This window comes from Flavobacterium sp. FlaQc-57 (assembly GCF_044007395.1).
Classification (GTDB): Bacteria; Bacteroidota; Bacteroidia; order Flavobacteriales; family Flavobacteriaceae; genus Flavobacterium.
In genome coordinates this window covers 45006-58236 of sequence record NZ_JBIPDA010000006.1, presented here as the reverse complement: position 1 = coordinate 58236, position 13231 = coordinate 45006, and the positions used below count along the sequence as shown (strand labels likewise).

At 34.0% G+C, this 13231-nt stretch carries 7 protein-coding genes; all 7 read left to right on the top strand.

Going from position 1 to position 13231, the window contains the following annotated elements; all coding sequences use genetic code 11:
* The first annotated feature begins 63 nt into the window (after positions 1-63).
* The 7 genes from ACHRVZ_RS17545 to ACHRVZ_RS17515 all read left to right on the top strand — a co-directional run bounded on the left by ACHRVZ_RS17545 (position 64) and on the right by ACHRVZ_RS17515 (position 12895).
* On the top strand, positions 64-2979 hold the full coding sequence (locus ACHRVZ_RS17545; protein WP_395424186.1) for an FAD-binding and (Fe-S)-binding domain-containing protein: 2916 nt from the start codon (positions 64-66) through the stop codon (positions 2977-2979).
* Positions 2980-3005: 26 nt separating this feature from the next.
* Positions 3006-3839: an alpha/beta hydrolase gene (locus tag ACHRVZ_RS17540; RefSeq protein WP_395424185.1), complete on the top strand. Its 834-nt coding sequence runs from the start codon at positions 3006-3008 to the stop codon at positions 3837-3839.
* Positions 3840-4148: 309 nt separating this feature from the next.
* Positions 4149-5984 (top strand): PQQ-binding-like beta-propeller repeat protein, encoded by a 1836-nt coding sequence (locus ACHRVZ_RS17535; protein WP_395424184.1) that lies wholly within the window; start codon positions 4149-4151, stop codon positions 5982-5984.
* Positions 5985-6166: 182 nt separating this feature from the next.
* Positions 6167-7648 (top strand): glycoside hydrolase family 10 protein, encoded by a 1482-nt coding sequence (locus ACHRVZ_RS17530; RefSeq protein ID WP_395424183.1) that lies wholly within the window; start codon positions 6167-6169, stop codon positions 7646-7648.
* Positions 7649-7653: 5 nt separating this feature from the next.
* Positions 7654-10158, top strand: a complete 2505-nt coding sequence (locus ACHRVZ_RS17525) for a beta-N-acetylhexosaminidase (RefSeq protein ID WP_395424182.1) — start codon at positions 7654-7656, stop codon at positions 10156-10158.
* A 4-nt stretch (positions 10159-10162) separates the two neighbouring features.
* Positions 10163-11467 carry a serine hydrolase domain-containing protein gene (locus ACHRVZ_RS17520; protein ID WP_395424181.1) on the top strand — a complete coding sequence of 435 codons (1305 nt, stop codon included), beginning with the start codon at positions 10163-10165 and terminating at the stop codon, positions 11465-11467.
* Between the two features lie 285 nt (positions 11468-11752).
* Positions 11753-12895 (top strand): exo-beta-N-acetylmuramidase NamZ domain-containing protein, encoded by a 1143-nt coding sequence (locus ACHRVZ_RS17515; protein ID WP_395424180.1) that lies wholly within the window; start codon positions 11753-11755, stop codon positions 12893-12895.
* Positions 12896-13231: the final 336 nt, after the last annotated feature.

Genomic DNA, 13231 nt, shown 5'->3' with positions numbered 1-13231 from the left:
GTTAGGTCTTTAATAAACCTGATTATTCCAGATTAACCAAAAAAAAACACCAATTACCAAATAATGTCCAATTCTCTTCCATTACAGCAACTATCCGATTCATTAGAAGGAACTCTTTTTTATGATGAACTTCATAAAAAGTTATACGCCACTGATGCATCTGCTTACAGGATTATACCTGAGGCGGTCGCAGTTCCAAAAACTGAAGAAGATATTGTCAAAATCATTCGCTTTGCATCAGAAAATAAAATTTCAATAACGCCCAGAACAGCCGGAACTTCATTGGCCGGACAAACTGTTGGTAACGGAATTATTGTAGATGTTTCGAAACATTTTACCAAAATTGTTGCTTTTGATCCTGTAAAGAAAACCATAACTGTACAGCCGGGAGTGATTCGCGATGAACTGAATATATTTCTAAAACCACACGGTTTGTTTTTTGGTCCAAATACTTCGACCACAAATCGATGTATGATTGGCGGAATGGTTGGTAATAATTCATCAGGAACCACATCAATACGTTATGGCGTTACGCGCGATAAAATAATCGAGATCAGAGCCGTTTTAAGCGACGGAAGTATTGTGGTTTTTAAAGATATGTCTTCAGAAGAATTTATTGAGAAGACAAAAGGAGATTCACTCGAAAATAAAATTTATAAAACGATCTACGAGGAACTTTCAAATAAAGAAAATCAGGAAGAAATTGTTAGAGAGTTTCCAAAACCCGAAATTCACAGAAGAAATACTGGTTATGCAATTGATATTTTATTAAAATCAGAACTTTTTTCGGGCTCAGAAAATACAATAAATTTAGGAAAACTACTTTGCGGAAGCGAAGGTACTCTTGCATTTACAACAGAAATTACGCTGAAAGTAGATGATTTACCGCCAACTAATAATGTTATGGTTGTAGCTCATTTTCATACCATTCAGGAAAGTTTAGAAGCTGTAGTTACCGCAATGAAACATCATTTGTACACTTGTGAAATGATGGATGATACAATTCTGGATTGTACCAAAACGAATAGGGAACAAGCCAAAAACAGGTTTTTTATTGTAGGCGAACCAAAAGCTGTTATTATGCTCGAAGTGGGATCACACATTAGCATGGAAGATGCCGAATTGCAAGCCGATGCTTTGATAAAAGATCTTCAGGAGAATAATTTTGGTTATGCTTTGCCTAAAATTTATGGTGCTGATATTGATAAAATAAACGATTTAAGAAAAGCAGGTCTCGGACTTTTGGGCAGTATTGTTGGAGATGATAAAGCAGCCGATTCTATTGAAGATACAGCGGTAGAACTAAGCGATTTACCCAATTATATTGCTGATTTTGCTGCCATGATGGAAAGACATGGTCAAAGTGCGATTTATTACGCACATGCGGGAGCCGGAGAATTGCATTTACGTCCGAAGATAAATTTAAAAACAAAAGAAGGATTACACCAGTTTAGAAATATATCAACCGAAGTCGCTCATTTAGTAAAAAAATACAAAGGTTCGTTAAGCGGTGAACATGGCGACGGAATTTTAAGAGGAGAGTTTCTGCCTTTTATGATTGGTGATAAAAATTATGAGCTACTAAAAAGAATAAAAAAAGCATTTGATCCCAATACGATTTTAAACGTTGGGAAAATTGTAAATACTTCTAAAATGGATGAAAATCTTCGTTTTGAAGCGGGCAGGGAAGAACCGAATATTAAAACCATTCAGGATTTTTCTGATAGTATGGGGATTTTACGTGCTGCCGAAAAATGCAACGGTTCAGGTGATTGCCGAAAATTACCATCGGCAGGAGGTACTTTGTGTCCGAGTTATCGTGCCACGCGAAATGAAAAAGATACTACTCGTGCCAGAGCTAACGCGTTGAGAGAATACCTAACACATTCAGAAAAAGACAATAAGTTCGACCACGAAGAATTATATAAAGTATTTGAGTTGTGCGTAAGTTGTAAAGCCTGCGCAAGCGAATGCCCAAGTAATGTAGATGTAGCGACTTTAAAAGCAGAGTTTTTATATCAATATCAAAAAGCCAACGGATTTTCGGTTCGAAATAAAATATTCGCGTACAATTCAAAACTGAACAAACTGGGAAGCATTGCTCCATCGATGACTAATTTTGTTGCCAATTTGGCTTTTGTTAAAAAAAGTATGGGAATTGCACCCAAAAGACAAGTTCCTCTATTGGCTCCTACAACCTTTAGAAAATGGTACGAAAAGAATAGGAAAGCTGCAGAAATTAATTCTTTTAGAAACGGAAAAGTCTATCTTTTTTGTGATGAATTTACTAATTATTATGATGTTTCAGTAGGAATTGATACCTACGAGTTATTGTCGGCATTGGGTTACGAAGTAATAATGGTGGATCACGAAGAAAGTGGAAGAGCCTTTATATCTAAAGGATTTCTGGAAGAAGCACAAGAAATCGCTAATAAGAATGTCAATCTTTTCGCATCTTTAATTTCTGAAAATATTCCTTTGATCGGAATTGAACCATCGGCAATATTAACTTTTAGAGACGAATATATTCGATTGGCAAAAGACAAAGAAAGTGCCGAAAAATTATCAAAAAATACCTTTACAGTTGAAGAATTCTTTAAAAGAGAAATAACAAAAGGAAACATTCATTCGGGGCAATTTTCGGATGTAGAGAAGACTATAAAAATTCATGGACATTGTCATCAAAAGTCATTAAGTACAGTTGAAGCTTCTTTTGCAATGTTGAATTTACCTAAAAATAGCGTGGTTACCATTTACAATTCAGGTTGTTGCGGTATGGCGGGTTCATTTGGTTATGAAAAAGAGCATTACGATATCAGTATGAAAATGGGTGAAGATACTTTGTTTCCAAAAATTCGCGCAACCGAAGCTACGACAGCAATCGCTGCTGCAGGAACAAGCTGCCGTCACCAGATTTTTGACGGAACAAACAGAAAAGCAATGCATCCGTCGACAATTTTGAGAGATTGTTTGAAATAAATTTTAAGTAACTAAGATTAATTTTCATGAAAAAAATATTCTTCACTTTATTTTTGGCATTTGTATTTTTTTCTGCGAAAGCAGCTAAAGTTGATACCATTCAGGTTTTTAGCGCTTCGATGAATAAGAATATAAAGACCTGTGTAATAGTTCCAGATAATTATAAAAAAAGCAAGAAAAAATTTCCGGTTGTGTATTTACTTCACGGCTATAGCGGCAACTATGCCACTTGGGTAAAAAGTTTTAAGCAAGTTGGACAGCAAGTTGATAAATATGGATTTATAGTAATAGGCGTTGATGGAAATTTTTCAAGTTGGTATTTTGATAGTCCAATAGATCCTGCTTTCAAGTATGAAACTTATGTAGTAAATGAATTAGTTCCTTTTGTAGATAAAAATTATAAAACAATTGCGAATCGCGAAGGTCGTGCAATATCAGGTCTTAGTATGGGCGGGCACGGCGCATTGTATTTGTCATTTAAACATCAGGATATTTTTGGAGCAGCTGGGAGTATGAGCGGAGGTGTAGATTTTCGTCCGTTTCCGGAAAAGTGGGATATTAAAAAACATTTAGGTTCAATAACTGAATATCCCGATAATTGGGATAAAAACACCGTTACCAATATGCTTGAATTGGTAAAAGACAACAATTTAAAATTGATTATAGATTGCGGAGTTGATGATTTTTTTATAGATGTTAACCGTGAACTTCATCAGAAGATGCTGGTATCAAAAATTAATCACGATTACATCGAACGTCCCGGACAGCATAATATTGAATATTGGGAAAATTCATTGAAATTTCAATTGTTATTTTTTAATAATTATTTTGAAAAAGGTTCCGGGGAAATAAGGTTCTAAGGCGCTAAGGGACAAAGATTTTTACGTAGAGACGCACAGCAGTTCGTCTAACACAAAGTAACTACCATATAATTTGTTTAAAATTATAAGTTCAATAAGTAATTATGTGTTGCGATTTTATAAAATAAAAAGCGGTACATAAATTTTGTTTGGTTATCCTAACAGGTTTTCAAAATCTGTTAGGTTTTAACATAGAAGGCTGTTTTTGAGTCACTTCCGATAGCTATAAAAAAGAATTATGATGATTTTATATCGGAGTAATTTATAAATACGTAATACTAATTACACTTAACGGATTAAATAAATACCATGAAATATTTCTATTCTATAATACTATCAATTTTTATAATTACATCCGGATTTTCTCAAAATGGAGATAAATCAGGAAATCTCAAGTTTGTACAGCTTACTGACTTACATGTTTCTGTGGGAAATGAGAATGATTTTTTATTGCAAAGTATCATAAAAGAAATCAATAATTCAGAGAATGAATTTGTGGTTGTAACCGGAGATTTAACCAATCGTGGTGCCGATGACGAATTAGAACAAGTGCATTCGATCCTATCACAGTTAAAAATTCCATATTATGTAATTTCCGGAAATCATGAAACCAATTGGAGTGAAAGTGCAGGTTTAACTTATAAAAAAATATTTGGACAAGATAGGTTTGTTTTTTCAAAAGGAGACTACATTTTTATCGGATTTCCGTGTGGACCTTATATGAAAATGGGAGATGGTTTTGTAAAACACGAAGATGTACTTTGGCTAGATAAAACCTTAAAAGACAGCTTAAAAAACAGTAACAAAAAAGTGCTTAATTTTGCTCATTATCCATTAGATAATAGTGTTAGTAATTATAAAGAAGTACTTTCAGTATTAGAAAAATATCCAACAGTAGCCAGTTTTTGCGGTCACGGCCATACTTTAAAAAAATATAATTTCTCCGGTTTAAGTGGAGTAATGGGAGCATCTATAACTTCGCGTGATGGAAAAACAAAAAGTTATAATGAAGTAATTGTCAGTAAAGACAGTATCAGTATCTATCAGAAAGAAATTGATAAACCGGGAGTTTTTAAATTTTCAGTTCCAGCAAAACCTTCAAAAATTGAAATTCCTAAAGATGATTCAGTAGTAAAATCGCCTTTTGTAAAGGATGTCGCTTCGATTTATAGCGTTCCGGCATTTGATAAAAAGAATCTTTATTTTACTAATTCTATCGGCCAAATACAATCAGTCAACTTGAAAACTAAAGGTTTGAATTGGAAAACGGAAACAGGTAATTCAATTTATTTCGCCCCAATAGTTGTAAAAAATATACTGGTTATAGGCACAATTGAAGGGAATTTATTGGGATTTGATACCCAATCCGGTAAACAAAAATGGAATATTCCCGTTGGTGGAGTTTTGGTTGGTTCGCCAATTGCAGAGAATAATAAAATTTACACCGCGAGTTCAACAACATTTATTTGTGTCGATGCAGTTACTGGCCAATTAATTTGGCAAAATAAGTTACCACAGTCTTATTCACAGGGAACGCCTTTAATACAAAGTGATAAAATTATTTTTGGTACATGGGATACTAATATTTATTGCTTAAATAAAAATACAGGAAATCTTATCTGGAAATGGAATAACGGAAATACGAAACAAGTTCTATATTCAGCAGGAAATGTAAATATAGTTTCATCAAAAAACAGACTTTACTTTGTTACTCCAGAACGCTTTTTGACAATCTTAGAAATCGAAACTGGTAAAACACTTTTAAGAACTTCGAAATGGAAAGTTCGTGAATCAATGGGGAAAAGTCAGAACGGAAAATGGTTTTATGCCAAAACAATGAATGGCGAACTTTTAAGATTACCTATTAATGACGATCTCGAATTGACGGAAGAAAACCTGATTGCACAAAGCAAAATTTTAGATCTTAAATTGGATTATGAACATAATCCTGCGCCAATAGTAGAAAATAAAGGAAAAATATATATCGGAAGCCGAAAAGGAGAAGTTGTTATTGTTGATGCCGAAAAATTTGAAATTATAAAACAAATCAATTTAGGAAGCTCAAGTGTAAATGGTTTTTCAGTTGATGATCAAGGTAAAGTTTGGACATCGCTGATTGAAGGCGGAATTTATTTGCTGGAATAACTTTTTTGCCACAGATTAAGGGATTAAAGAAGATTTTTTTTGCCACGAATTCAATAATTAAATCTGCTTAAAAAAATAAAGATTATATAGATTAAAAGAAAACTTTGCGAACATTGCGTAAACCTTTGCGCTCTTTGCGGTTAAATTTTTCAACTACAATTAACTAACCAAAAACAGTAATTATGAAAAGCTTAAAAATTCTTATTCTAGTACTACTGCTTCAGACAAAAATTTTTAGTCAGGAATCACCAAAAAGAGAAATGCGGGCGGTTTGGATTTCATCAGTAGATAACATCGACTGGCCATCAAAACCTGGATTATCAGACAAGCAAATGAAATCTGAAATGATTACCATTTTAGATAATTTGAGATCTTATAATATGAATACCGTCGTTTTTCAAATTCGACCAACTGCCGATGCTTATTACAAATCGACAAAAGAACCGGCATCACATTGGATAACCGGAACTCAAGGCGTTCCTCCCGGTTTTGATCCGTTACAATTAATGATCGATGAGGCTGGAAAAAGAGGAATGAACGTACATGTTTGGCTAAATCCTTATCGTGTACAACAAGATACTGCTAAATCAGTTCTTGCTAAAACACATTTATATTTTAAGAAACCTGAGTTGTTTGTTACCTACGGAAGATCGAGATATTTTAATCCGGGTCTAAAAGAAACCAGAGATTTTGTTTCGTCTGTAGTAGGCGAAATAGTGAGGAATTATGATATTCAGGCCATACACATGGACGATTATTTTTATCCGTATAGAATAGAAGGAAAGGAGTTTCCCGATCAGAAAGCCTTTATAAAAGAGCCGCGTCAATTTAAAGACAAAGACGACTGGAGAAGAGATAATGTCGATTTGATAATCAAACAAATTAGAGATACTATAATTGCCAACAAACCAGAAGTTGAATTCGGAATTTCGCCCTTTGGCGTTTGGCGAAATGTAGCCAAAGATTCAGAAGGTTCAAACACATTAGCCGGAGCATCCAACTACGATGATTTGTATTCCAATATTTTAAAATGGCAAAAAGAAAACTGGATCGATTATGTAACACCGCAATTGTACTGGCATATTGGTTTTAAGAGAGCTGATTTTGAAGTTTTGGCAAAATGGTGGGCAGCCCATAAATACGGAGCAAATGTTTACATCGGACATGGCGAGTATAAGCTTTCGACTAAATCGCCTGACCCAGAATGGAGAAGTCCTGATCAAATCGTCAAGCAATTAGAAATGATTCGATCCATGCCGTTAATTGATGGTTCTATGCATTTTACAGCATCTAATTTTCTGAAAAAAGGAGATACATTAAGAAAACCACTTGTTGAAAAATTATATAAATATATCGCGTTAACACCCGAAGCAAATAGAATTACGAGAATAAAACCACAATCACCAACAAACGCTTTGATTGTTAAAAACGGAAGTAAATTAGCGTTGACCTGGAAAGCAGGATTGAACAACAAGAAATACGTCATTTATAGATTTCCAAAAAATAACATAACTGATTTTGGTAATCCTCAGAATATTTATTACGTAACAACAGCGACGCAGTTAGAAATGCCAAGTACTAATTTTGAAAATTACATTTATGCGATTTCTGCTTTAAGTCAAACCCAAACCGAAAGTGTTCCAATAGAATTTATAAAAAAATAAAAGAAATGAAAAAAAGTATACTGCTAATTGTCATTTTACTGAGTTCGTTAAATGTAATGCAGGCCCAAAAATTGGATATAATTCCGAAGCCTGTAAAAGTAGAACAACAAGAAGGTGTCTTTACAATTCCTTCATCAATACAAGTTGTAATAGACAAAAAGATAAAAAATAGTGCAGACTATATAGGAAGTAATTTTGCAAGAAATGCAAGTGTTATTCCCATTATATCTATTGGGAAAAGACATAAAAAAAATACAATAGCACTTTTGGTAGATCAAAAAATGGACCTTCCTAATGATGGTTATAAATTGATTGTAAATAAAAAAGGAATTCTTATAAAAGGAAAATCGGCTAACGGAGTTTTAAACGGTTTTCAAACTTTGTTACAGATTTGTTCTGCAAAAGAAGTTAAAAAAGGAACGATTCCATTCGTGAAAATTGAGGATTATCCTCGTTTTGAATGGCGCGGAATGATGCTGGATTGTTCCAGGCAATTTTTTGATAAACAAACAGTAAAAAATTATATTGACTGGCTGGCGGCACACAAAATGAATGTTTTTCACTGGCATCTTACAGATGATAACGGTTGGAGAGCCGAAATAAAATCAATGCCGGATTTAACTCTAAAAGGTGCCTGGAGAGGGCCCGGAGAAGTTTTATTACCATCATATGGTTCAGGAAATAAACGTTATGGCGGATTTTACACGCAGGAAGATATGAAAGAAGTTGTGGCCTATGCCGCGGCTCGTGGAATTGCTATCATGCCGGAAATTGAAATTCCGGGACATTCTCGCGCCGTAACTGCAGCTTATCCGGAAATTGGATGTGTCACTACTGAGGAAACCAAAAGTGTTCAGGGCGAAGTAAAAAATGTTTGGTGTGTAGGTCGCGAAGAAAATTATCAAATTTTAGATTCTATAATAAGAGAATTTTCAGAAATGTTTCCTTTCGAATACATTCATGTTGCAGGAGACGAAGTGAACAGAGCGAATTGGGAACATTGCCCGAAGTGTAAAGCTTTGATGGAAAAAGAAGGATATACAGATACTTTTCAGCTTCAAAATTATTTCTTTAGACGTGTAGAAAAAATTGTCGAAAAATACAATAGAAAAACGGCAGGCTGGAATGAAATTTTAAAAGGAGGAGAAATAAATCCAAATACTTTAATTAGCGCATGGCAGGGAATAAGTTATGGAATTGAGTCGGCAAAAAAAGGATATGAAACGATAATGATGCCGGGTCAATATACCTATTTTGATATGGCACAATCTGAAAATGAGCGAGGTCATCGCTGGGCCGCTATTACAGACACGAAAAGAGCGTATTCTTTTGAGCCAATTCCTAATGATGATTTGACACCAGATCAGCAAAAAAAGATAAAAGGAGTTCAGGGCGCTTTGTGGAGTGAATATCTTGATCGTCCAACACGATTTGTAGAATATCAGAGTTATCCGAGAATAAGTGCCTTGTCAGAAATTGGATGGTCTAAAAAAGAAGATAAAAACTGGGATGATTTTTACGGAAGATTGACTCATAGTCATTTACAGCGTTTGGCAAACATGGGAATTGCTTTTAGGGATTTCCCTCCAACAGCCATTTATAAAAACGGAAGCATCACTGTAACACCGCCTTATGAAGGAGCTGTTGTACGTTATGATGCACAAGGAAATGAACCTACAAGACAATCGCCTTTATATACAAAACCAATTCAGACAAAGGATTATGAGAACTACATGTTCCGAACTTTTTTTAATGAAGATGTGGCAAGTCCTGCAGTAAAAGTAGAGAAGTTACCGGTTGCAAATTGGAATACTTCTAAAGTTGAAGTTTTAAATATTTCAGAGAATATTTCAGAACATATAGATAAAAAAGGTATTTGGTATTTGACTTTTAATCCAACAGCAGATGAAAAAGCCAATGGTGTTATTAGAGCAGTTTCCCTTTTTGAAAATGATAAACTGCTACAAACTTTTTCAGAAGAAAAAACACTAAAAGCAAAACCTCGTTTGAGATTTGTAATTGAGAATTACAATGAAAAAAACACATATCGCTTAGATTTTATTGTAGATAATAAAGAAGCAAAAGAATCTTCGGCAAAAGTAAATTTCAACTGTTCTCCATATTTAGAACCAGAAGTTAAAGTTACTTCATCGATGGCTGAGAATCCAAAATTTCCAATTTTAAAATTAGAAGATTACAATGTAGAAACTTACTTGCGTACAGATGTTCCGTGTGCAAACGGCGACTGGATTTTGTACACATTCACAAATCCTGTAACCTCTTCTAAAATTGATGTATTGACAGGAATTCCGCACCATCCAAGATTTATTGTAAATGACGGTTATGTAGAATATTCATATAATGGAGTTGACTTTGAAAAAGGAGATATTTTTGATTATGGAAATGCTTCTATTTATCCAAAGAAACCTGTAAAAGCAGTGAAGATTGTCATTACAGGAACAAACAACGAGCCGCTTATGGCAGGACAAGATTTGAGAATTAATCCATAAAAAGATGAAAAAAATAACTGTTAGAATTGTACTTGTTTTCTTGATTTTTTTAGGGATTAACGGTTATTCCCAAAAAAAATCTAAGCAATCTTTTGATGTCAAACTAAATGAAGTTTATATCGATTCGATGATGAATAATGCGCTCGAAAAGGGATTTTTTCCTGGAGCGCAAATTATTGTAGGAAGTAAAGATGCTGTTTTTATAGACAAAAATTATGGTTATCATGATTACTCTAAAAAACAGAAAGTAAAGTCTGATGATGTTTTTGATCTTGCTTCGATGTCTAAAGTTTTGGGAGGAACAATCGTTACAATGCGCTTGGTTGGAGAGGATAAACTACATCTTACAGACAAAGTCGGTGACCTGGTTGCAGTGTATAAAAACACACCAATTGCTGATTTAACTCTTTTTGAATTGTTAACGCATACGTCAGGATTGAAGGCTAGTATTACATTTTATCAAAGTCTGCTTTCAACGCCAGACGGATCACCTTTGTTAAGCAATCAAAAATCGGATACTTATCCTGATTTGTTCGATACGATGTACGTGAACAAAAACATCGTTTACGATTCTAATTATCTCTCTTTTGTACCTAAAGAAAATTATATTCAGATTTATAAAAATATGTGGATAAATCCCGAATTTTATAAAACGGTTTACGAGCAAATTTCGGTAGCAAATATCAATCCGAGGGGTAAATATTTGTACAGCGACTTAAATTTAATTTTGGTGCAGCAAATGATCGAAGCCAAAACTGGAAAAAAACTAGATGAGTTAGCACGTGGTATATATACAGAATTAGGGATTTCTAAAATAGGATACAATCCTTTAAAATGGACTTCAGAACAAAATGTAATGCCAACTGAAGTTGATAGTTTTTTTAGAAAAGATACTATTAAAGGATATGTTCACGACGAAGCGGCTGCGATTTTTGGAGGAGTTTCCGGAAACGCAGGATTATTTGCCAATGCACAATCAATCTCGGTTATTTGCCAAATGCTGCTTAATAAAGGAAAGTATCAGGGAAAACAAATATTGAAAGCAAAGGTTGTCGCAGCATTTACAAAATCACCTTTGGTAAAAGAAGGAATTTACCGCGGACTTGGTTTTGATAAACGAAAACCGGATGAGTTTTATAAGGAAAATGATTTTGGACATACTGGTTTTACGGGAACTTTTTTCTTTATGAATCCGGATAATAATAGATTTCTAATCATTTTAACCAATCGTGTAAATCCAACCAGAACGAACAGATTAATGTATAAAGATGATTTTTGCCCAAAAATTTGGAGGCAAATTAATAATTAAGAAAGAGTTGCCACGAATTACAGGAATTTCCACAAATTAAATCTGCTAAATCTGCAGAATCCGCGAGAGTAAAATATGGCCAAAGACTAAAGGATTAAAAAAGATTTTTATTTTGTTGGCGCTAAATTGTTCATGCAGATTTTACAGATTTAAGTAGATCATCACAGCTTATAAAATTTAAATTAAATCTGCCAGAATCTGCAAAATCTGCGTGAAACAAAAATTAGTGAATTGCTTCGTCTGTTCGCTATCGCTCGGGTCGTGGCAAAAAAATAAATGAACATTATGAAAAAACTATTAGCGATTTGTGTACTAATTTCAACAGTATCTTTTGCGCAAAAAATAAAAACAGGAGCCGAGAATTATACTGCATATTTACCTTTACTAAAAGGTAAAAGTATTGGAATTGTAACGAACCAAACAGGAATTATAGATGAGAAAACTCATTTGGTTGATTTTTTAGTTCAGAAAAATATCAAGATAAAAACCATTTTTGCTCCGGAACATGGATTTAGAGGAACTGCTGACGCCGGTGAACACGTATCTGATGAAATTGATGCAAAGACTGGTTTGTCGATTACTTCTCTTTATGGAAAAAACAATAAACCAACTCCGGAACAATTGAAAAATATTGACATTATGGTTTTTGATCTGCAAGATGTTGGTACAAGATTATATACTTACGTTTCTACCATGCATAGAATAATGGAAGCTTGCGCAGAGAATAACATTCCCCTGATTGTGTTAGACCGTCCAAATCCTAATATTGCGATTGTCGACGGCCCGGTTTTGGATATTGCTTTTCAAAGCGGCATCGGGATGCATAGAACACCACTGCTTCACGGAATGACTTTGGGTGAGGAAGCTAAGATGATTAATGGAGAAAAATGGTTAAAAAATGGTATTCAATGTAAATTGACAGTTGTTCCTTGTTTGAATTATGATCGAAAAATGACGTATAGTTTGCCTGTTCGCCCTTCCCCAAATTTACCTAACGACCAATCAGTCAATTTATATGTTAGTTTATGTCTTTTTGAAGGAACAAATGTAAGTATGGGACGTGGAACGGAAAAGCAATTTCAAATTTATGGTTCTCCTTATTTACCAAAAAGTGATTTTGCATTTACTCCCGAACCCAACTTTGGAGATAAAGACCCTTTGTATAATGGAGTTGAATGTAATGGAGAAGATTTGTCAGCAATTCCGAGAATTAACAAACTGGAGATTAAATGGCTTATAAAAGCTTATCAAACAACAGCAGATAAATCAAAGTTTTTCGACAAAAGAAAGTTTTCTATAAGAGCAGGAAATGAAAAATTGCAACAGCAAATTGAAACTGGAGTATCTGAAGAGGAAATTAGAAAAAGCTGGCAAGAAGGTTTGAAAAACTTTAAAAAGATGAGAGCGCAGTATTTAATTTATCGCTAGAATTTTGACATTGTAAAGTAAATATTCAGTTGTAATTTAAAAAATTGTTAACACATAGAAACATAGTTTTTTTGCGCAATAAAGAATGGAAAAGAGAAATATATTTCTCGCATATAGTTAACTACGTGTATTTAGAATAAGTGAAACGCCTTTTTGAGAATACAAAATCTATCACGAAGCTTCGGGACTATGTGTTAAAATTAATTTTGTCTATTGGGTTCATTTGGTTAAATTGTAAGTATCGCTAGGCAGCAATGTTTTTTGTACCTTTATTTATGGGAGATAATAAAAGTTTGTAAATCAAATTTTTCCTGAATGAAAAAGGAATACATATAC

What these genes read in the sequence shown, in the direction of transcription:
- ACHRVZ_RS17515 (WP_395424180.1), top strand. Translation starts at nt 11,753, where the DNA reads ATGAAAAAACTATTAGCGATTTGTGTACTAATTTCAACAGTATCTTTT.
- ACHRVZ_RS17525 (WP_395424182.1), top strand. Translation starts at nt 7,654, where the DNA reads ATGAAAAAAAGTATACTGCTAATTGTCATTTTACTGAGTTCGTTAAAT.
- ACHRVZ_RS17530 (WP_395424183.1), top strand. Translation starts at nt 6,167, where the DNA reads ATGAAAAGCTTAAAAATTCTTATTCTAGTACTACTGCTTCAGACAAAA.
- ACHRVZ_RS17520 (WP_395424181.1), top strand. Translation starts at nt 10,163, where the DNA reads ATGAAAAAAATAACTGTTAGAATTGTACTTGTTTTCTTGATTTTTTTA.
- ACHRVZ_RS17535 (WP_395424184.1), top strand. Translation starts at nt 4,149, where the DNA reads ATGAAATATTTCTATTCTATAATACTATCAATTTTTATAATTACATCC.
- ACHRVZ_RS17540 (WP_395424185.1), top strand. Translation starts at nt 3,006, where the DNA reads ATGAAAAAAATATTCTTCACTTTATTTTTGGCATTTGTATTTTTTTCT.
- ACHRVZ_RS17545 (WP_395424186.1), top strand. Translation starts at nt 64, where the DNA reads ATGTCCAATTCTCTTCCATTACAGCAACTATCCGATTCATTAGAAGGA.